Origin of the sequence: Rummeliibacillus sp. NPDC094406, assembly GCF_044763875.1 — a bacterium.
Taxonomy (GTDB): domain Bacteria; phylum Bacillota; class Bacilli; order Bacillales_A; family Planococcaceae; genus Rummeliibacillus.
The window spans coordinates 259479-281646 of the sequence record NZ_JBIWGZ010000004.1 but is presented as its reverse complement, the minus strand read 5'-3'; the positions used below and the strand labels follow the sequence as shown (position 1 = coordinate 281646).

General features: G+C 34.5%; 19 protein-coding genes and 1 pseudogene. 4 read left to right on the top strand and 16 right to left on the bottom strand.

What is annotated here, in order from left to right:
• Window positions 1-129: 129 nt before the first annotated feature.
• From ACIQ4I_RS13060 to ACIQ4I_RS13040, 5 genes are all read right to left on the bottom strand, one after another.
• Window positions 130-747, bottom strand: coding sequence for an NUDIX hydrolase (locus ACIQ4I_RS13060; protein ID WP_403096470.1), 618 nt, complete (start codon window positions 745-747; stop codon window positions 130-132).
• Window positions 748-1123: 376 nt separating this feature from the next.
• On the bottom strand, window positions 1124-2902 hold the full coding sequence (locus ACIQ4I_RS13055) for an aminopeptidase P family protein (RefSeq protein WP_403096469.1): 1779 nt from the start codon (window positions 2900-2902) through the stop codon (window positions 1124-1126).
• Window positions 2886-4007, bottom strand: a complete 1122-nt coding sequence (gene eutH / locus ACIQ4I_RS13050; protein WP_403096467.1) for an ethanolamine utilization protein EutH — start codon at window positions 4005-4007, stop codon at window positions 2886-2888. The genes ACIQ4I_RS13055 and eutH overlap by 17 nt, the downstream gene beginning before the upstream one ends.
• A 39-nt stretch (window positions 4008-4046) precedes the next feature.
• Window positions 4047-4628: a helix-turn-helix domain-containing protein gene (locus ACIQ4I_RS13045; protein ID WP_403096466.1), complete on the bottom strand. Its 582-nt coding sequence runs from the start codon at window positions 4626-4628 to the stop codon at window positions 4047-4049.
• Window positions 4629-4932: 304 nt separating this feature from the next.
• A complete protein-coding gene (locus ACIQ4I_RS13040; protein ID WP_403096465.1) occupies window positions 4933-6414 on the bottom strand; it encodes a malate:quinone oxidoreductase in 1482 nt (493 codons plus the stop codon).
• Between the two features lie 854 nt (window positions 6415-7268).
• Here ACIQ4I_RS13040 and ACIQ4I_RS13035 point away from each other — a divergent pair.
• Together ACIQ4I_RS13035 and ACIQ4I_RS13030 are read left to right on the top strand one after the other, a co-directional pair.
• Complete coding sequence (locus ACIQ4I_RS13035) at window positions 7269-7919, top strand: acetate uptake transporter (protein WP_403096463.1); 651 nt, start codon at window positions 7269-7271, stop codon at window positions 7917-7919.
• Between the two features lie 343 nt (window positions 7920-8262).
• Window positions 8263-9447: an MFS transporter gene (locus ACIQ4I_RS13030; RefSeq protein WP_403096462.1), complete on the top strand. Its 1185-nt coding sequence runs from the start codon at window positions 8263-8265 to the stop codon at window positions 9445-9447.
• A gap of 369 nt (window positions 9448-9816) precedes the next feature.
• Here the strand turns inward: ACIQ4I_RS13030 and ACIQ4I_RS13025 are convergent, their stop codons facing one another.
• From ACIQ4I_RS13025 to ACIQ4I_RS13005, 5 genes and pseudogenes are all read right to left on the bottom strand, one after another.
• Window positions 9817-10422: a peroxiredoxin family protein gene (locus ACIQ4I_RS13025; protein ID WP_403096461.1), complete on the bottom strand. Its 606-nt coding sequence runs from the start codon at window positions 10420-10422 to the stop codon at window positions 9817-9819.
• Between the two features lie 396 nt (window positions 10423-10818).
• The gene (locus ACIQ4I_RS13020; protein WP_403096459.1) at window positions 10819-12504 is read right to left on the bottom strand and encodes a nitrous oxide reductase accessory protein NosL; all 1686 of its coding nucleotides are present in this window, start codon (window positions 12502-12504) and stop codon (window positions 10819-10821) included.
• A 39-nt stretch (window positions 12505-12543) separates the two neighbouring features.
• Complete coding sequence (locus ACIQ4I_RS13015) at window positions 12544-12918, bottom strand: nitrous oxide reductase accessory protein NosL (protein ID WP_403096457.1); 375 nt, start codon at window positions 12916-12918, stop codon at window positions 12544-12546.
• A gap of 8 nt (window positions 12919-12926) precedes the next feature.
• Entirely contained in the window at window positions 12927-13487 is a 561-nt protein-coding gene (locus tag ACIQ4I_RS13010; protein ID WP_403096456.1) for a nitrous oxide reductase accessory protein NosL, read from the bottom strand.
• A 497-nt stretch (window positions 13488-13984) separates the two neighbouring features.
• Window positions 13985-14164: pseudogene (locus ACIQ4I_RS13005) on the bottom strand (CPBP family intramembrane glutamate endopeptidase); the annotation flags it as partial.
• Window positions 14165-14336: 172 nt separating this feature from the next.
• Between ACIQ4I_RS13005 and ACIQ4I_RS13000 the strand changes: the two are divergent.
• Complete coding sequence (locus ACIQ4I_RS13000) at window positions 14337-14759, top strand: exosporium protein C (RefSeq protein WP_403096454.1); 423 nt, start codon at window positions 14337-14339, stop codon at window positions 14757-14759.
• A gap of 478 nt (window positions 14760-15237) precedes the next feature.
• Here the strand turns inward: ACIQ4I_RS13000 and ACIQ4I_RS12995 are convergent, their stop codons facing one another.
• Complete coding sequence (locus ACIQ4I_RS12995) at window positions 15238-15969, bottom strand: response regulator transcription factor (protein ID WP_403096453.1); 732 nt, start codon at window positions 15967-15969, stop codon at window positions 15238-15240.
• A 130-nt stretch (window positions 15970-16099) separates the two neighbouring features.
• On the opposite strand from ACIQ4I_RS12995, the gene ACIQ4I_RS12990 reads away from it, so the two are divergent.
• Window positions 16100-17566 (top strand): amidase, encoded by a 1467-nt coding sequence (locus ACIQ4I_RS12990; RefSeq protein WP_403096452.1) that lies wholly within the window; start codon window positions 16100-16102, stop codon window positions 17564-17566.
• 240 nt (window positions 17567-17806) lie between these two features.
• Here the strand turns inward: ACIQ4I_RS12990 and ACIQ4I_RS12985 are convergent, their stop codons facing one another.
• The 5 genes from ACIQ4I_RS12985 to ACIQ4I_RS12965 are packed head-to-tail and all read right to left on the bottom strand — an operon-like array spanning window position 17807 to window position 22090.
• Window positions 17807-19168: a sensor histidine kinase gene (locus tag ACIQ4I_RS12985; protein WP_403096451.1), complete on the bottom strand. Its 1362-nt coding sequence runs from the start codon at window positions 19166-19168 to the stop codon at window positions 17807-17809.
• Window positions 19156-19818: a response regulator transcription factor gene (locus ACIQ4I_RS12980; RefSeq protein WP_403096450.1), complete on the bottom strand. Its 663-nt coding sequence runs from the start codon at window positions 19816-19818 to the stop codon at window positions 19156-19158. Before ACIQ4I_RS12980 ends, ACIQ4I_RS12985 begins: the two co-directional genes overlap by 13 nt.
• Before the next feature lie 51 nt (window positions 19819-19869).
• Entirely contained in the window at window positions 19870-20628 is a 759-nt protein-coding gene (locus ACIQ4I_RS12975; RefSeq protein WP_403096449.1) for a lantibiotic immunity ABC transporter MutG family permease subunit, read from the bottom strand.
• A 1-nt stretch (window position 20629) separates the two neighbouring features.
• Window positions 20630-21382, bottom strand: a complete 753-nt coding sequence (locus ACIQ4I_RS12970; RefSeq protein WP_403096447.1) for a lantibiotic immunity ABC transporter MutE/EpiE family permease subunit — start codon at window positions 21380-21382, stop codon at window positions 20630-20632.
• Between the two features lie 3 nt (window positions 21383-21385).
• Entirely contained in the window at window positions 21386-22090 is a 705-nt protein-coding gene (locus ACIQ4I_RS12965) for a lantibiotic protection ABC transporter ATP-binding protein (protein ID WP_403096446.1), read from the bottom strand.
• Window positions 22091-22168 lie beyond the last annotated feature (78 nt).

Below are 22168 nucleotides of genomic sequence, written 5' to 3'. Positions count from 1 at the left end.
AAACAAAAAAGGCCTGAAAAACTTTTCAAGCCTTGAGTCCGTTGGTATCCTGTTAAATATTAGAATTGAGAATGAATGAGGCTTATTAAATTTACTAATAAGTATTTCATTCAAAATTTAAAGCATCATTTATTTTATAATCTCTATAAAATGTTTTAATATCCTAGCAGTTAATCCCCAAATTGTATACTTTTCATAATCAAAAAACCATTCTTCCATTGTACGGGTTCTCCATTGATACTGAGAGCCGTTCACAATTTTTTCAAAAGGAAAATCTGGTGAAGGCACTGGTTCAAAGGATACTAAATGCATATACGGCTTGTAATCCAATAGCCATTTGATTGGTACCGTAAATACCTCTTCAACTTCTTCTTTGTTGTAAGAATGAATAATTTGATCATAATCAATGGTTGCTACAAATGGGAATACGACAAATGAAGGAGAGGCAATGTAAGGACTTAATTGTCCTATAATATTAACAGTGGTTGGATCGACTCCTAATTCTTCATTTGTTTCTCGTAAAGCTGCAGAAAATGGTGATGGATCTGTTGAGTCGATTCGACCACCAGGAAAACTAATATCACCTGGCTGTTTTCTCATCGTGTATGAACGTACTTCGAAAAGGACATGCCATTCGCCATGCACTTGAACTAAAGGGATCAAAACGGCTGAACGAAAAGCTGTTTCCTCTCCTATAAATAGTGGCTGATTTTGATTTAATTGTTGCTTTAGTTTGTCTATGAACATGAAATTTCGCTCACCTCAGAGTTTATGTTGTTATTTATCGTATCACTAATAGTTTGATGGATAAAGTATATCAGAATCCTTTGGTTTCATAATTTATTCTACTTGCAAGCAGTAAAACACTAGGTTTATTCCTTTACTATCGAATATTAATTTCCCATAAAAAAACAGCCTGATTTATTACTTAATCAGACTGTTTCGTTTATAAATATCCAAACCCCACTTACTTATGATACGGTTCACCTTAAAATATCTAACTGAAGTTTATATAGTAGACAAATATTTTCTCATGCCAGTAACTATCGACGTATTTCTTTTCTTCAGTAATAGACTTCTTCGTGGCACATCTATATAAATTTTTTCTATCGGCAATACCTATTTATACTTCCCTAGTTTCTTCTCTTAGCCATACTCTCTCTTCTTCATTTAAATAAGGAGCTAGCTTTGTGTATACCTCTTGATGATAATTGTTTAACCACTGCTTTTCACTCTCTGTTAACATATCTTTATTGATACCGGCTAAATCAATTGGGCAATACGTAATTGTATCAAACTTCATAAATTGACCAAATTCTGTTTTCTCGTCTTCAACTACTAACAATATATTTTCAATTCTAATTCCATATTTACCTTCAAGGTATATTCCCGGTTCATTCGTAATAATCATGCCTTTTTCTAATATAACATTATTATTATCATTCCTTATACTTTGTGGTCCTTCATGAACATTCAAGAAAAAACCTACCCCATGTCCAGTCCCACATTTATAGTCCAAACCATACTGCCAAATTGGTTGTCTCGCTAAAACATCTAAGTTAGAGCCTGTTGCTCCATATAAATATTTTACTGAGCTTAAAGCAATAAATCCTTTTAACACCAAAGTGAAATCTCTTTTTTGTTGATCGGTAAGTTTTCCTAAAACAATCGTTCTTGTAATATCTGTTGTTCCATCATAATACTGACCGCCTGAATCAATTAAAAAAAGACCTTCATTCTTAAGAGTATATTGCGTTTCTTTATGGGCTTTATAATGCATCATCGCAGCATGTTCTTTATAACCTGCTATCGTATCAAAGCTAGGTCCAACATATCCTTCCTGCCCCCTTCTGAAATATTCTAATCTTTCTTCTGCATTAATCTCAGTGATTTCTTCTTTATCTACAAAGTCTTTTAGCCATTTTATAAATTTCACCATAGCTAAACCATCTTTTATTTCACACGATTTTAAATTTTTTATCTCAACTTCATTTTTAACAGCTTTTAAATTAGTCGTGATGTCAGGATTTTCAATTTTCTTAGTATTACTGTTAATGGCATTATATAATCTAATATTTGTTTTATTCGTATCAAAAATAATGGCATCGCTGCTTGAAAGATTCCCCAGGAAATTTTGTATTTCATGATTCGCTTTTAACTCGATTCCTTCAGCCTCCAGTTCTAATTTTACCAAAGGGGGAACCTTGCAAGAATCAATAAATACATAACATTTATGTTCTGCTACGATTACATTAGCTATTACAACTGGATTGTTAGGCACATCGGCTCCTCTTATATTCAAAAGCCATGCAATGTCATCAAGGGAGGTTAAAATATAATAATTTGCTCCCTTATTTTTCATTTCTTTTCTTACTTCATTTAACTTTTCTACTCGTGATTTGCCTGCATATTTTACGTCATGAGTAAAAATTGGTCCTTTAGGAATCTCCGGTCTCCCCTCCCAAAGATCACCAATTAAATCTTGATTCATTTTTAATACGATTCTCTTTGCTTTTAGATCTTTTTCCTTCTTTTTAACCATATTAATTGAAAAAACATTTCCATCAAAGCCCACAATGCTTCCTTCTTTAAGAACATTTGCTAGCCATTCTGTATAAGATGGTACCCCTGGATCCATCATTCTAAATAATCTGATTCCTGAGCTCTCAAGCTGCTTTTCAGCTTGAATATAGTATCTACCATCTGTCCATAACCCAGCATCATCTAATGTAATAACTACAGTACCTGCTGACCCTGTAAATCCTGATATCCATTGTCTACATTTCCAATGTTCTGCTACATATTCACTCAGATGTGCATCATAACTCGGAATTATATAAGCATCCATTTGATTTTCTTTCATTAGCTGTCTTAACTTTTCGACTCTATCTCTGATATTCATTAATAATACCTCCATCTTCCTTAAGACTAAATTCTTTATTTTCACGATCATACAGCCATGCAGCTAGAACTAGACTAATTATTCCGGCTGTAAGCTTTGATATTATAAATGCGCCTAACATTTCTGGGGCTACTCCTGACACAAATCCTAATTGACCACCAAATACAAATGCTCCACTTACTCCAAAGGCAGTACATACCACTTTCCCTTTAGGATTCATTTCCTTATATGTTCCAAATACCAACAGATTACTAGCCAAATTCCCTAGAATGCCTGCTACTGACACTGAATTAATTCCAAATTTCTCCCCTATTTTTTCAAAACTATTTTTAAAAATTCGATTAATAAGTGCTAGCATAGGATATGCCCCAGCTAAAACAAATGCAATCTTGCCTACTATAACAGTAGATTCAGATAGTGGTGCTAATCCTGAGACAAGCCTTACACCAAATATCACATCTATTCCTTGTAAAAGTAATCCAACAGTACTCAAGCTTATGATAAGCTTTCCAAATACATTAAAAGCTTTTATAAAAACATGAGGAGCTTTTAATAATCCTGCCCCTAAAATAATGGCAAAAACAAATATAGGTACTAGATTCCATACTAATATATTGATATTTATTTTTTGCCATAAGCCTGCTGCAAGACATCCTATTGGTATAGTAATAATTCCAACCAACACACCTTTAGAAAAGTATTTTTCATCCTCTTTAGAAAGCATCCCTAACGCTACGGGTATTGAAAAACTGATTGTGGCTCCTAATGTAGATGCGATGATAATTCCTGAGAATTCCCCCATTTCCTTTGTCAAGGCTAGCTCATTAGCCATTTGATAGCCCCCCATATCTAAAGCTAAAAATGCTGCAGGAACGATAGAAGGATCTAGATGAAAAACTCTACAGATTGGAATGATCACTGCCGATAAAAAATTTGTAAATATAGGGGCTAAAGATAGTATTCCTATCATGCCAAGTCCTAAAGCCCCCATGGTCTTTATGCCTTCCTCAAATTTCTCACCCAGTTTCAAATGATTTCCGGTAATATAATCAATAGCTCCAATTACAAAAAAAGAACCGATTAGATATAATACAAATTTATCCATTGTTATTATCACTTTCTATTAACTTTATATAATGTCTTACTAATCAGCATCTGTATTATGAAACCTACTGTTGTAGATATAATTAGGTGTATTAATAGCAATAAGCTTGACCTTTTTGTTCGTATAATTAGCCCAATTGTGGGCAATATTTGAGTCCATATGAACACTGTCACCAGGATATACTTCATGCCTCTTATCATTTATGTAAACTGTTAATATACCCTCTAGAACATAAATGAACTCTTCTCCCTCATGCTTATAGGATAATATTTCTTCATCTTTCTTTTGAGGAAGAATTTCTATTAGCCTTGGAACAAGTTGTTTATTTTCCAAATCTGTACTTAAACTATACTTAATAAAGCCCCCTTCTACTGAATCCATCATTTCTTGTTCATAACTTCTTAAAACCATATCTTTCCTTTTATGAGGGTAATCAAAAAAATGTGTTAAATGTACTTCCAAAATATCAGCTAATTTTTCAAGTGAATCGACTGCTATGGTCGTAAGCCCTCTTTCTAATTGAGACAGAAATCCAACAGATAGTTCACTTTTTTCACTTAACTCTTTCAAAGTAATTCCTTTTTCAGTCCTCAATTTCTTTATTTCCATTCCTATATTCATCACTTCACCTCAAATTTCATTTTTGTGAATAATATAATATATATAAGAGTAATATGCAATATATTATGAAAAAATTTCATTAATATGAAATTCATTTAATGAATATTATCATATATTCACTCAAGAACAGTCCGTAGAATTATACAATCTGGTACAAAAAAGACGCAGGATCAATTAGATCCTGCGCCTAGATTTATGATACGGTTCACCGTAACCTCTCTCTATAACTTCAAATAAAAAAAGAACCTTTAATCCAAAAATAGATCAAAGGTTCTTCGTTTTGTTTTTATTGATAATTTATATGCTAGTCTTCGCTTAGACGAAGCGCCTTCGCTGTTGAAGCATGAAGTTCTTTGAATAGTTCTGGGTTTTCCACAAGTTTTAACCCATAAGAAGGAATCATTTCTTTGATTTTTGGTTCCCATTCTTTCATACGTTCTGGGAAGCATTTATTAATTATATTAAGCATAACTGGAACAGCAGTAGAAGCACCAGGAGATGCACCTAGCAATGCAGCAACTGAACCCTCAGCACCAGTAATAACTTCTGTACCGAACTGAAGTGTACCTTTTCCGCCAGCTTCAGTATCTTTAATAACTTGTACACGTTGACCAGCTACGACAATATCCCAATCTTCGCTCTTAGCGTTTGGAACGAATTCACGTAACTCTTCAATGCGTTTGTCTTTCGACAACATAAGTTGTTGAACTAAGTATTTTGTTAAATCCATGTTTTTGGCACCTGCCGCTAACATAGTGAAGACATTGTTTGGTTTTACAGAACCAATTAAGTCCATATTTGAACCAGTTTTTAAGAACTTAGGTGAGAAACCTGCAAATGGTCCAAATAATAATGATTTTTCGTTATCAATATAGCGTGTATCAAGGTGTGGTACAGACATTGGTGGTGCACCAACCGCAGCCTTACCATATACTTTTGCGTGGTGTTGTTCTACAATTTTAGGGTTTTTACATACTAGGAATAAACCGCTTATTGGGAAACCACCAACATGTTTACTTTCAGGAATACCTGTTTTTTGAAGAATTGGTAAACTTCCACCACCAGCACCGATAAATACAAATTTCGCACTATGGCTTTCGACTTGACCGTTTGCGTTGATTACTTTTACATTCCATGAACCATCGCTATTACGTTTCATATCTTTCACTTGGTGTTTATAATTAATTTCGATATTTTGATTTTTTAAGTTATCAAATAACATACGAGTTAAAGAACCGAAGTTAACATCCGTACCAGAATCGATTTTTGTTGCTGCAATCGCTTCGTTTGATGTACGTCCATCCATAATTAATGGAATCCATTCTTTCAGTGTTTTTGGATCATCAGAGAATTCCATACCTTCGAATAGATGATTTTTTGAAAGCGCTTCAAAACGTCTTTTCAAGAACTCTACATTTTCTGTCCCTTGTACTAAACTCATGTGAGGAAGTGGCATGATAAAGTCTTCTGGATTAGTGATTCTTTTGTTGTTTACAAGATAAGCCCAAAATTGTCTTGAAACTTGGAATTGTTCGTTAACGTTTACTGCTTTAGCTGTTTCAACAACGCCATTTTTTTCAGGTGTGTAGTTAAGCTCACATAATGCTGAGTGCCCTGTTCCTGCATTATTCCATTCGTTAGAGCTTTCTTCACCTGGTTTATCAAGTTTCTCAAATACTTTAATGTTCCATTCCGGTACTAATTCTTTCAGGAGTGTCCCTAAAGTCGCACTCATGATTCCGGCACCAATTAAGATAACATCTGATTTAGTTTGTTCGTTACTCATTTTTACCTTCCTTACATGCTAATATTTGCAGAAAGGATGTAGGCGCTCTTGCCTAGGCGTCACAGCAAGCCAAGGCGCAACCTAGTTACCCACCTTTTCTGTATCAATTATAACCTTTACATAGTGTAACACATTTATTTATAGATTAAAATATACACTCTAATATACATTAAAAGATGGTAAAAAGCGAGAAATCAGTCCATAAGGCCCTAAAAGCATGAAAAAACCAAGGCATTCCCCCACCTTCCCCCCACTATATATCCGTTTATTAAATAGTTGGATACTCCGATAACATCACGAATACAAAAGACTCTAGAACTTTTTAGTCCCAGGACCTCATAATCGACTCTATTCCATATGGTCTTTCGACATTCCTAACTTATCTTCAAACTAATTTTTGCCGTTACTTGTAGCATGGTTCACCCTAATATTGCTAGGTGAGATTTAATCATCACCTGCATTTGCCTTAACTTCGAGTATCCCAAACTACAATCACCGTGCCTTTGTCTAAACAGCTACATTCTAATTATGATCCTTAGCGCTCTTAATTATAACAATATGGATATCTTCTCTAATAATCCAACCTTTAGATTGCAAAGTGACTCCTGCAACTATTTGTACTAGTACAGCTAATAATATTTTTCTACATTAGCACACAAATATGCCCTTTTACGTTTAAATTTAATTTTTCCACAAGTTTTACTTTTTAACGAATCTTGTTAAAAACATCAAATTTTCTCTAGTTAATAACCTTGTTCGCTTTGAATCCGCCTAATCTATGGTTAATATGCGTGAGATAGTTTAAACTCAACACGTTCGAGAAAATACACAGCAAGAGTTAGGGGACGTTAGAGATGACACAATCAAACAACATCAAAATTGTAACAGCAGATCCATCTGGTATTGGTTTATTTGGTTTAGCAATCGTTACACTAGTTGCTTCATCAGTAAAGCTTGGTTGGACAGAAGGATTAGGTCTAGTAATTCCGTGGGCCATCTTTTTAGGGGGCATTGCACAATTTTATGCATCAATTTTAGATTCAAAACATAACAATGTTTTTGGCATGACAGCATTTGGAGCGTATGGTCTCTTTTGGATGGGAGTAGCGACAACTTGGTTTATCCAATTGGGTACCTTTGGTGAAGCACTGAAGAACAGTGCGGATGTTCATCAATTAGGCATTGTTTATTTAGGCTATCTAGGCCTTTCGGTTTTCATGACAATTGGCGCATTGGAAACAAACAAAGTATTATTTGGAGTCTTCTTCTTAATAGACCTACTATTTATCGGTTTAGGATTAAGCACTCTTGGTATTATGGAATATGGAATGCATCTACTAGCAGCATACTCTGAGCTAGCAATTGGTCTTCTTTCTCTATACGGAGCAGGTGCTAACGTGTTAAACAAACATTTTGGTTTCGAATTTCTACCAATCGGTAAACCATTTGGGCTTGTTAAGCCACGTGAAAAGAAGACTGCTACACAATTAAGTACTGAAAACTAATATAGCAGCTACGGCTTTGAGCAGGATATTCTCTCATAAGCCGTAGCTTTTTGTTTATAATTCTTAATTAAGTTTACCGTTATTTATGATACGATTCTCCGTATTTTGCTAATGCGGTTTTTGCATTCTTATTTTTTTATACCTACTGCTATCATCAGCATTATCAACAGTAATATACCTCCTTAATAGTTTTCTGCTAACTCTGCTTTCTTATTGGCCTGATAATCAGTTATTTAATAAGAAAGAGTTTTCCTCGCAAAAATATTTTATGGTATGATGTTTAGGCTGTGTATCTACCCATGAGGCACATTTCATTCACATTCATCTAAGAAAAGAGGTATTTATGCACCCCACAAAATTATCCAAGCGACATTGGTTGCTCATTCTAACACTTACTTTATTGACATTTGTTCTCGGGACAAGCGAATTTGTTATTGTCGGAATCTTAACCGATATTTCCTCGAGCCTTCATATAACAAATGCAAAAGCAGGCACACTCATTTCTGCGTTTGCGATTACATTCGCAATCGCCACTCCACTAGTGATGTCAGCAACAAGTCATTTCCCTAAACGTAAATGGATGTTATTTTTGATAGGATTATTTATCATCTTGAATGCTTTGTGCGTAATTTCGACGAGCTATATCATGCTCCTTGTACTTCGGATGTTGACGGCAATAGTAACAGGAGTATTAATCTCCCTAGCTATGATTGTTGCAAGTGAAACCATGCCGATTGAAAAACGCGGACTTGCTATATCATTCGTTTTCGGAGGTTTCACACTTGCAAATGTCGTTGGAGTGCCAATTGGTACTGTCATCGCCGAATTGTACGGTTGGAATGCCACTTTCGTGTTAACTACTTTCCTAGGAGGATTGGCGTTTTTGGCATCCTTTTTTGTCTTGCCTAATAAACTCAGCCTAATACGCAGTTCGATACGAGATCAGTTTTCTTTATTGACCAAGCCAAGAATTTTAATGGCTTTTTTCATTCCTGCTCTCGGATTTGGCGCAACTTATGTAGTCTTTACGTACCTTGTTCCTATCTTAAAGGGAATGGAAGTGCCAAATCATTCAATTAGTTTAATCTTGTTTGGCTACGGATTTATCTCGATTTTCAGCAACATCCTCGCCGGTAAAATTGCCAGCCATAATGCAATCGGTCGCCTTAGGTTTGTTTTTCTCGTGCAGGCAGTTGTTCTGACAAGTTTATTTTGGACTACAAATCATCATATTTTAGGACTTGTAAACATTGGCTTAATGTCGTTAATGGGCATCCTCTTAACAACATCTACTCAGCTTTATTTAATAGACCTTGCCGGAATTTATCAGCCAAAAGCAACAGGACTTGCTGCTTCGCTTATGCCAGTGGCAAGCAACGTAGGTATCGCCTTTGGTTCTGCATTAGGCGGATTAGTATATCATCAAGGGAATTTAATGAATGTCACATGGGTCGGCGGGATAGTTGCAGTCTGTGCAAGTCTTCTAACTTTCTTTAGTCATCACTTAGATCAACAACTAAAGAAATAAGCATATGAGGGAGGCAAAAAGTGCACGGCATGCTTCGTATTGTATCAATTTTACCATGGTATAATTAATGAGAATAAAGTATCCCTGGTATTAGACATGATTTCTATTTCTATCATTAAAGATTTATAGTACAGTGAAAACACTCCTAAAGCGACATTTAGGAGTGTTTTAAATATCTGTTTATCATTCCACGAATACTTTGGTTATACCTCATTAGGGATATAGAGCAACTAATTTCGAAATTATTGAGAAACAGGTGATAATACGATTCGGTTCCTCTTTTGATAATAAATTTTCTGACGTAATTTTGTCTCAACAACAATTACGATGCATGAGTTTTCTCTTTTCTTCGGAATTGTTTAGTTTTTATTATTCGGCCTTGTTAATTAATTTTTTCATCACTGCCTCATTCATTGGACCTTCAATGATGTCAACCATGTTCCCTTCTGTATCAATTATATAAGTCGTTGGCAGCGTAAGAACTTGATATGTACTACCTACAAACCCTTCTTCATCTAACAAAACTTCAAAAGTTAGTCCATGTTCTTTCACAAATTGAGCAATCGCTTCTTTTCCCTTATCCTTATTGGTTACGTTAACAGCTAAAATTTCAACACCTTGATTTTTATACTCTTCATAAACCTTTTGCATATGTGGTACTTCTTCATTACAAGGTGGACACCATGTTGCCCAAAAATTTATAATCACCTTTTTACCTATATAATCCGATAAACGTACAGTTTCACCTTCTAACGTTTTCAACTCAAAATCTGGTGCTACATACTCTACTTGAGATGTCGTATCCTCTTTTTCATTAGTAGATGCTGTTTCAGTTTTTTTAGCTGTTTTAGCTGTTTCGGCTGTTTTCACTGTTTCTTTCCAATCTATCGGCTTTTTCTCGTTACCCAGAACATTCATTGCAACCATCGTTATTAATCCCATAATAATAATGATGGACACCCAATTCTTAACCAATGGAATACCTCCAATTTTGTAAATGAATAAGAAATAAATCCTAAAAAGGTAGTAATTATAAAGTGAAACTTCCATCAGTGGGGTTTTCTTTCCCACTGAAATATAGGAACTCAGGTTAAAAACGCCACGTCCTGTGGCAACACCTGAGTGACCAACATCTTGTTGGCCCGAACCAATCGGGCTTTTACGGGCTGTTATCCCCCACCTATCTTCTTCATTTCTTTCAATCTTGAGGTGGGGGTCTTACTGCCCGTTAATGCGGGATAAAACAAATTGTTTCAACTAATGACAAAGCGAAAACTCCTAACGTGATTTGTCTCAACGACAATTACGATACATGAGTTTTCGCTTTTCTATAAATCCGAAAGGTAATATTTAAATTTTTATTATTTAAAATTACTGTGCGGCTTTATCAACCTCGTATTGATAATCCATTCCCTTATTATTCGTTTTCGCATATTCACTGATATTTTCTAATTTTTCAGCTACTACATTTTCTTTGCTCACACCTAGATAGTTTGCTGCACTTGATAAATCTGTGAAATGGAAAAGTTTCCAACCCATGATTCCTTTAGCTGTTTCATCAGCTCTATATTTTACAGTTACTGCATTTTCAACTGCAATCCAATTATTTAAGCGTGGGGCTGTTGCACCATAATCACGAACATATTTATTAGTAAATGCTATACCATTTGCATGTTGTTGATGATACATACATCCAATTCTACAAAAATAATGTGTATATCCTTCTTGGTCAATCGCTTTGGCAGTATACACTTTATTTGGGTCAGTGTTATAAAGATCCATACGACATACTTCACAATGTACACCCGTTTGCGTTATTTCTGAAAATCCAGAAATTTTATCTACAGTAATTGTTTTTACTGCTTTATTCCCCAATTTGTCCTCAGCGTACACTGTATAAACACCATTTTTTAGTGTGATAATTTTATCTTTTTGATTCGCATTTTGTAATGGTGCTATTCTTGAACCTTTATCAACGAAATATTCTACACCCTTATTTCCATATGCCCATTTTTGATCTTGAATCCCATTATCATCAGTAGTTGAAACTTGTATTTTTTTACTTACGGCTGTTACATCACTTTCAGGTATTGAAAGTGTGATTGTTGGTGCCGTTTTATTGATATTTGAGATTGTGATTGTATGAACGAGCGTATTTCCTGCACTGTCTTTGGCGAATACTGTATATGTTCCATTTGTTTTAATATTGAATGTATTGCTCGTAAATTTTGTACCATTCTTTGTGAAATACGTAGCTGTTTGATCACCACTTGCCCATTTTTTTGATACTACTTTCACATTATCAATAATCGAAGCAGTTACTGTTACATTTTCATTTGTAGCATTCGTTGTACTTGGGCTTAATGAAATAGTTGGATTTGTTTTATCGATATTTGAGATTTTTATTGATTTCGTTCTTTTATTACCATTATTATCTAAAGCATACACTGTATATGTCCCATTTTCACTTACTGTAAATGAATTATCTGTCAATTCTGTACCTGCAGTTGAAAATTTATTTGCTGGCTCTACACCGATTGCCCATTTTTTAAGGGACACTTTCTTATTATCTGTAACAGCTACATTCACTGTGACATCTTTATTCGTTGGCTTTGTTGTACTCGCTTTTAATACAATACTTGGTGCTTCTTTTTTATATTTTACTTTGGCATTAGCTTTAATTGTTTTTAATTTAACCTTTTTTAATGTTACGTTGTTTTTCTTTTTATAAGTTTTAATATATTTCTCTGCAGCTGCTACTTTAGAGAAATAAATATTTTTTGAAGCATTTATTTTAACAATCGTTACTGAATCTAACTCAACCCATTTTTTTGTATTATAGTCCTTAACCTTTTTTGTGAATGTAACCCCTTCATTTAATTCATCATATAACAATGAATTTACACCCTTATAGTAAACTACTTTTCCATTCTTTATAGCTTGCACATCTGTATTTGCATCTGTAGCTGCTGCAAATACACTCGAATTATGATTACCACTTAAAGTCGCTATTAAAATTACACATAACAGCAATCCGAATCCTAAATATTTTCTCATTCTCTATATTCTCCTTTTTACTTGTGTTTTTAAATATACTTATTGATATTTCTGAATACTCTCTTTTTGAACGGTCTGAAATGGGACAATTTTTGTACCTGAATGTTTGGCAGTATAATTCTTTCCTTCTACTACTTTAGCAAAATATATATAACCATCGTCCATTGGTGAAGTTAGAAATGTTTTAACATAAGTTGCCTTTTTAGCTTGAACCCAATTCAATGTTTTGTAATCACGAACGTACTTTTTATTCGTTTCGCAATTCTTCACTTCATCGTAAAGCAAGCAACTAATATCATCGTAATAGACAACTTTTCCATTTTTTTTGATAGCTTGTGCTGAAAAAACACCTAAAGGAACGTTTTGTTGATAAACAACCATATTGCAGAATGCACAATCCATATTCTTCGGCACATCTTTCTCTAAACTTGATAAAATCGTAGGTTCACTTGGCTTTGTTGAAATCTTTTTTTTTTCACATCACTACTAAATTGACCTTTATATCTGTCGATTGCTCTTTTTTTAATTGTACTAAGCTTAACAATTTTACATTTTTTGTGTTTAGCAATATATTTCTTTGCTTCCGATTTGCTAGCAAAGGAGATATAGCCCCATTCCATAGGAGAATGCAAGTTTGTCTTGACGTATGTCGCATTCTCCGCTTTGATCCATTTTAGAGTTTTATAATCACGAACATACTTTTTATTTTTTGTTTTATTTTTTACTTCATCGTATAAAAGACAACCAATATCATCGTAATAAACAACCTTACCATTCTTTTTAATTGCCTGTGATGAGAAAGCACCCATTTTATCTTTCTTTTGATATACAAACATATTACACAATGCGCATTTTGAATTTTTAGGTACATCTTTTTTTAAACTAGATATAGCTGCCTCAGCATCCATTTTGTGCTTATTGGCAATAAAACTTACAGAGATAATACTTAACAACATAATTCCTAATACAAATAGTTTTTTCATTTTTTACAATAATCTCCTTTCAATTAAATGTCTGTCAATTATTCATAATACAAAACAGATGTGAAATAAGATGAAAAGAACTGTGAAATAACAGTTAAATTTTACTAAAAATAGTTGATAACATATGAAATATTAAATATTTACTATTTTTGAACAGAAAAAAAAGCGAAAACTCATACATCGTAATTGTTGTCGAGACAAATTACGTTAGAAGTTTTCGCTTTGTGTTATCAGTCTATTAAACTTACTTTACATAAAGGTGCAACACCTAAGATAAAAAAAGAAGACTATAACGACCTCGTGTAAAATGTAGTTACTACAACAACAGTCAAAACGGAGGAATCATTATGAACTACTTATCATTCTCCATATACAAACTAAACTGAATTGGCGATCTTAAATCAAATAACCTTGTTATAGGGCTATTTGTGGAAAGGTTCCCCGCAATTATTTAACTGGCGGTTTGTAACCTCTTACTAACGGCCCCTCCCCGCCTTTTAAACGTCCAAATGCTCTTTTTTTATTCTTATTGACCTAAGTAACAGTCCAATTCCGAGGAATAATATGGTTGCAACCACTCCGCTAACAGGATTCAACCAAAAGTCACCGTTCTTAGTAAATGTAATAACACCACTGATTGTTACCAAAACAGTAGGAAATGCATCAGCACCTTTATGATACGGTTCTCCGTAATAAATCTAAATGAGGTTTTTATTTTGAGAGCTTTCACTAAACACCGAATTCCTCGAGGATCCAGAACAGTTTAATTAAACAAAGCTTGGATAACAACACAACCAAGCTCTGATAAAAAACATATCTTATAAGGATCATACAAAAGGAGGTGATAAAATGGTGCAAGTTCTTGATTACCAAGCTTCTGAACCCCTAAGCAGTTTTAATCCAGGAAATGCTTTTACAATTCCACAAGCTCCATTTAAAGCTCTTTTAGCTTCGATTCAAATAACAATCCCAGCCACTGCAACAAGAAATAATAACGTTGAGCTAGTTTCAACCGTGGGCGTGTCAGGGATTACTAATATTTCCCAAATTGTATTTAGAATCTTCCGTAATGGGAAAGAAATCTTTAATACTCAAAATGGAGTAGAATCAATTGGTTCAGAGCAAAACTACGCCTTTACATTCCAAGCCATTGATTCCAATTTAATAGCTGGCGCTAACTTCTATCAACTTACCGTTGAGAATATTACACCCAACACACAAGCAAACATTGTTGGCCCCATTTCTTTCAGTGGCCTAGCTATAAAAAGTTAACTAATAGCTCTTTCTATGCATCTTGACCGTTTATGCCCAGTACAAATTTATGGCATACACTATCAATTTTTGTGGCACATTGTATAAAGATTAAAAATAGGCTGTATAGAAGTCATTAAATTTCAAACTTCCTATACAGCTTATTTTAATCATTTATATTATAACTTCCCTAAATCTAAAAACTATTAGAAACAGATTAACAAATACCAAAATTTCATATACTTAAGATACAGTTCACCATAATTGGTCTATGTGCGGTATATGATAAAGCTTAAGAAAACAGCTAAGGATTCATAATCTAATTTATAATCTTTGGTCATATAATGACCTCCAAAGATAAAAGATAGCATAGCCTGCCAACCTTCCCCTTTGAATAAGTTTTTCTAACATGGGACGCGAAAAGTCTGATAGATCAAGAAGGTGGGATTGTTCGGGTTAAAATAGCACTCGGTTTTTATCGATTGCCAACATCTTATTTTTATGCTCGAAAGCTTTCTGCATATTTTAATGCAAGCTGCGTTCGGGAAGTTACTTGAAATTTTCGATACAAATTTTGCAAATGCTTCTTTACAGTATTTTCACTGACATATAAATAACTGGCAATTTCTGCGTTTTTAAATCCCTTACATAAATACATTAACAGCTCTTTTTCTCGTTGTGTAATTTGCATTGACTCGCCTGGCTGAACATATTGATGTAATAAATAAACATTTTCAATCATCCGCTTTACATGCGATAACTTTTGACTATCCTGCTCTGTAAATGGTATTTCCCCTTCTTTTCGCAAAAAGCCAATAGCCGCTATTGGCTTTTGCTGATTGTACAGATACATACCCATTTCATCTATAAAATCATTTAATTGTAAAAAGCGCTCAACATAATACCGTTTCTTCTTCATCGATATTACTTCATTTCGTTGCATTAATTGAATATCGGGCTGATTTTCCATATTCACTGGGTGCAAAGGATCATAATATTTATATTCATGTAGATAATTTTGTACCGTATATGTCTCTACATTGAAACAGACAGGCTGTTCATTTAACTCCCCATCTGCGACTTCCCAAAAAATCATATGCTCAAATTGAAAACATTCACTCAATACTTGTAGCATATTCAATTTAAAGTCTTCACTTGTTTGTTGCATATTCATATTCGAAATCCTAAACGTTGCTTCTAATAAATCCCCCACCTCTTTATGCTCATACAATACTAATTCCTCCTTATTTCTATTAAATTCATATTCTCGTTCAAAACAAATTATCCTTTTGGGTAATATCAATTTTTTTCATCTCAATTTAATATGAATTTGTAAGTCAAAACTATTATGAGGTGATCAAATGAATTTACAAGAATATGCATCATATGATGGTCTTGGATTAGCGGAGTTAGTAAAAACAAAGCAAGTGACACCACAAGAACTTACAAAATTAGCGCTACAAGGTATTGAAAAGGTCAACCCTTCGATTAATGCCGTTGTCAGCGTGTTAGAGGAACAGGCTGAAAAAGCAATTCCAACTTTAAATGATAATCAACCATTTGCAGGTGTACCATTTGTAATTAAAGAACTTGTACTCCATGCGGAAGGTGTGCCACATAGTATGGGCAGTCGTGTTGCAGAAAATGCGGTAATGTCTGTCGATAGTGAATTAATGAAACGTTTTAAAAATGCTGGTTTAGTATTAAGCGGTACAACCACAACACCAGAGTTCGGCTATAATGCCGCAACGGAAGCTGTCATTTATGGTCCAACACGTAACCCATGGAATCTAGACCATAGCCCTGGTGGTTCAAGTGGCGGTGCAGCCGCTTCTGTCGCAAGTGGTATCGTTCCAATCGCGCATGGTAATGATGGAGGCGGATCCATTCGTATTCCTGCATCATGCAGTGGTGTCGTCGGCTTAAAGCCTTCACGTGGTCGCGTGCCAATGGGACCTTATAATAGTGAGGCATTAAATGGACTAGCAATTGAATTTGCGCTGACAAAAACTATTCGTGATACCGCTACATTACTGGACCAAGTAGCTGGGCCAGACTTAGGATGCTACTCGATTATTCAAAGCCCGGAAATGCCTTACAGTAAAGCAATTCAGCAAAAAGTACGACCACTGAAAATCGCCTGGACTACAGAAACAAATTCTGGTGCATTCGTTGATCCGGAATGTATCGAGGCCGTACATAAGGCCGTAAAATTATTAGAAGAGTTAGGGCATGAAGTAGTCGAAGCTCGACCAGGTTACGACGAAGCACCATTTTCACGCGCAACGGTAAATATTTGGACAGCGAATATTTATAAAATGATTGCAGGGGCAGCAGAATTAACAGGTAAAACACCTTCACGCGATAAAATTGAAGCAGCCATTTGGCAATGCTATGAATATGGCAAAGACTTAAAAGCTAGCGCACTTTTAGAAGCCATTAATACAAATGCACTTGTATCACGTCAAGTAGCGACATTCTTTGAAGATTACGATGTGCTTTTAAGCCCAACAATCGGCACATTACCAGCGAAAATCGGTGAGCTAAATGCGGATAATCCAAATATCTCGGCGATTGAATGGACAGAGCAGATTTTCACATACGCGCCGTTTACCAATTTGTTTAACGCAACAGGTCAACCATCGTTATCATTGCCACTTGCGATGAGTGCGTCTGGCTTACCAATCGGGCTGCAATTTACAGGACGCTTCGCAGATGAGTTAACCCTTCTACAGCTTGGGAAACAATTAGAAGAATCTGCTCCATGGAAAGATCGTAAACCACCCGTACATGTGGGTGCAGAAGTTAAGGAAATTGTGACACCATAAAAAAAGTAGGTGCAAGATTATTTCTTGCACCTACTTTTTGCTAGTTTACGGACGTGTACGATATTCCATTAAAACGTTGCTATAACAACGTATTATTAGTTCTTATCAGTTCTTGAACTAACGAAAGTTTAACCAAAAATGGTCCACCATATATTGAATCACACTAATTAATACGACAAATATAAAGTATATTCTATTTACAAGGAGTGTACGAAAACAAAGTCTTGTGCATTTTCTCCATCAGATCGATATCTCCAAAACAACTTTTGCACCAAACAGCTTTTCTGAATTACTTAAGAAAATATTACCACCATGTTGCTTTACAAAGTTTTTGGCAATATATAGACCGATTCCATGATGATTTTTTGAATTTCTACTCCTATCTCCTCTATAAAACTGCTCTGTAGCTGAATTCATTTCTTCTTTTGTAAATCCTCTTCCTGAATCCTCGACAATAAATCGAACTTTACCATCAATAGTTTCAATTGAAAAAATCAAGTCACCATTTACTGGAGAATATTCAATTGCATTCATGATTACATTCATAATCGCTCTTTTCAAAGTAGCTTCATCAGCATAAATAAAATTCGGTATGCCCTTAACCATTTTGATCAGATTTAACTGTTTGTCCAAGGCACAAATTGCACTTTCCTCCATAATATTATGAATAAAGTTTTGGAGGTCTATTTGCTTAAATTGAAGTGCAATACCTTCCTCACATTTTGTAATATCAAGCAAAGATTTCATATACATTTCCATTTCATCAACACTTTTCAAAATATACTCATTATATTTCCCCTGATTCGAATCCAGCATTAATTCATTTAGTAGCTCGGCATTCCCTCTCAGTATAGTTAATGGCGTTTTGATGTCGTGTGCTAAAGCAGCAATCTGTTCTCTTCTATTCGTTTCCATATCCCACTGTTTACGTAAGGAATCGTTCAATTCATCTTTCATTTTTACTAAAGAATTTAATATTTCATTCACTTCTATTATTTTAGATTGCTCTACTGGAAAATCTAAATCTTCCATTTGAATTTTATCAGTTACCTTTTTCAAAATTTGCATTTCCTTTGACAATGATTTGCCAAAATAACGAGATAAAAATAACACCTCTGCAACAAATAATAGGATAAAAAGGACAAGCAAACAAACTTCCGGGTTAGGTAAATACTTCTGCAAAAAAGGATTTTTATAATTAGCATGCAAAGTATATACAACAACACAAATGTCTTTATTTCGCTTCATAATTGCATAGTGGTATTTCCCATCTCCTATTTCATTGTTCTGTATGTTATCCCATATTTGGCCCGCATAATTTTTATTAATATTCCCTTGAATGATTTTTCCTGAAAAGTCATACATAACATATTTATATTGTTTTAGAATGAGATCATCGCCCTGTTCAGCTCTTACTATGGCGTTTCTTTGCGATTCAATCTGTTTCTCATAATAATTTGCGGGAAGTATTATCTCTGTGTTAATTCCAATTTGAAACAGGATAAGTAAAAAAGCAACTAAAGCAATCGTACCTATTGAAAATGCGAAAATATACCGTATAAAAATTTTGCGAAGATTTACTTGCTTTTTTACTTTTTCCATTTATATCCGATTCCCCATACTGTTTCTATTGGATTCATGTCATATTTAGATAATTTATGACGGATATTTTTTATATGTTCCACAATAACTTGATTATCACTTTCTCCATCATATCCAAATACATTTTCGTAAATCTTTTCTCTTGAAAATACTTGACCATGATTCAAAGCTAAGTACTCACAAATTGCGTACTCGCTTTTTGTAAATGCGATAACTGTATCGTCATACCATATTTCTTTACACGATAGTTTAAATTCAAGACCTGACAGTAAAAATGCATTTTGCTTTTCTCTATGTTCACGTCTTAAATGTGCTGACACTCTTGCACGCAGTTCTCCAATTCCAAAAGGTTTTGTAATATAATCATCTCCGCCAAGGCTAAGACCTGTGATAAGATCCTTTTCCATTGTTTTGGCAGTTAGAAACAGAATGGGACTATCTACCAATTTCCGGATCTCCTTACATAGTGTAAATCCATCTATTTCAGGCATCATCACATCTAATAGAATTAAATCATAATGACAAAATTTATCCTTTGAAATAGTAAGGGGATTATGAACGGCAATTACCTCATGCCCTTCTTTCTCTAAAGCGCTTTTTATGATATATAGGATGCCTTCTTCATCATCAATTGCTAATATTCTTGCCATACAGGATCCCTCCTCTTGATTCCATTATAATGTTGCCTTTACAAAATGTGTTTATATTTCTTGACGTCCTTCATAATAGGAAAACCATATAAGCGAAAAAGCAATTATAATGATCGTGAAGCAAATACAAATCGCTACTCCCATTTCGGTATCTAATTGTAGATCAGGAAAAGAATCAGGCTTCAATCTGTATACAAAAAAACTCTCACACAATCTCACGCTCCATCCGCATGGAATGTATTTCCAAATCACATCCCCCAGCCCTGTAAGCATTAAAGCAGCTAGCAAGCTTTCTGTAATTCCAATCCCAATGGAAGCACCTTTACTAAAGCGAAAGTTTAGGAACAGATGAAATATATACATGAAGATTTGACATCCAAAAAGGATTAAGGAAGTCTCAAAATAGAAAGATAGTGGAAGTTCATTCTGCCCTAGCAGAAAATGAAAACCTGCCTCAAATCCAAAGACTGCTAATATAGTAGAACAAAGCCCGCATATTAAAAGCAAGCATACTTTACTAATAAATGCTCTATACCTTCCGTTTTCTGTTGATAAAAGTTCTTTAAAATTCCCTGCCAAAGCTTCCTGTTCCACAACAGAAGAACACACAACACTAATTAGCAACGGAAAAGTTATCGATAATACTTGTATATAGCCTGAAACCTTATTAATAGAATCCAATTTTGAAAAGGAATAATAACTTAAAAAAAGAACAATCCCGATTATTGGCATCGCTACATGTATCCAGAAAAAAACCGTGTGTTTCATTTTTAGAAAATCAGCTCTTAATACCCTCGACAGAACTCCCATTTTAATTTGCCTCCTGCTTTTCAAACCATTTTGCCGTCGCATAAGTGAAGAAAAGGAACAGCACTACAGTAATCACCACTCCTGGCAGTATTACATGATAGGAAAGGAGTTCTGGAGTAAACGTTACACTTCCTGGTTCTGCATACAAACCATTCGGTAGTATTTTTAATATAGGAATCATGAGTCTGCTTGGATATGCATATGGACTAATCATCCAAATACTTTCTGTTGCAAATAGAACCCCAAATATTCCATTTGCTGCTATATTCAATAGAACCGTCGGAAATACACCTATTTTGTTACCTAAAAACAAGCATATAGGAATTTGCCACATAAAAGTAAAGATCAAAAGAATACTTCCTAATAATGCATTCATCATAGGAATGATTCGGAAATACTCTTTATTTAATAGTAAACTAGATAACTGTGTTCCACAGAAAAAAATCATACAGGAACAGATCAAGATTCCTAAAATCAGTAATACTTTAGAAATCCATACTTGTTTTAATGAAACGGGTAAAGATAAAATGGCCCGGTTATTCATTTTTTTATCCCTCTCCGTAAGAAGTACACAACTTAAAGAAAGCATTCCTGGAAGAATGAAAATATACCACCAGTTGTAACTAGATAATTGAAAATAATCCTTCGATAATAAAAACGCAAGCAGCATTGTAACCAATGGGGCTAGACATATAAGTTTATTTAGAAAAGTATGTCTGATTTTGATTTTTTCGGATGCAAGATATGGAATCATTTCTTATGCCTCCCTTCTATATTTCCCAGCCACTTGTACAAATAAGCTCTCCAAATCTGTATTCTTATTCAGTTCTCCCTGATACCCCAATACACCGTTCGATATAATCCCAACATGATCTGCAACCTGGCTTACTTCGCTTAAAATGTGACTGGATAAAATGACAGTCATTCCTTTACTAGGGAAAGAAAGGATCAATTCTCTTAATTCCTGTATTCCAAAAGGATCCAGTCCATTCATTGGTTCGTCTAATATTAAAAGCTTTGGATGATTAAGCAATGCAATGGAAATTCCCAATCGCTGCTTCATTCCCATAGAAAATTTCCCTGCCTTTTTCTTACCTGTATTCTCTAGCTCCACAACATGCAATACCTCATCAATCCTTGATTTAGGCAAACCTAAAGCAGTCGTGCGAACCTGCAAATTTTCTCTTGCTGTTAAATTTTCATAAAGCGGAGGGGACTCAATCAAAGCACCGATAGAATGTAAATCGTGCCGTGTCCATTTATGACCATCAAAATAAATTTCACCAGAAGTAGGCGTAAGCATGCCCGTTATCATTTTCAAAGTAGTCGATTTCCCCGCTCCATTAGCACCTAATAATCCATAAATCGAATTTTTAGGCACAGAAAGTGAAATATCTTGTACCACCCTTTGCTTTCGAAATGTTTTGCAAAGATTTTTTGTTTCTAAAATCATCTCATTCATTCTAAACGTCCTCCTCCTATATTGTGAGTTTAGAATAAATGACAATTATAAGGATTCTATAAGGAAAATAAAAAAACA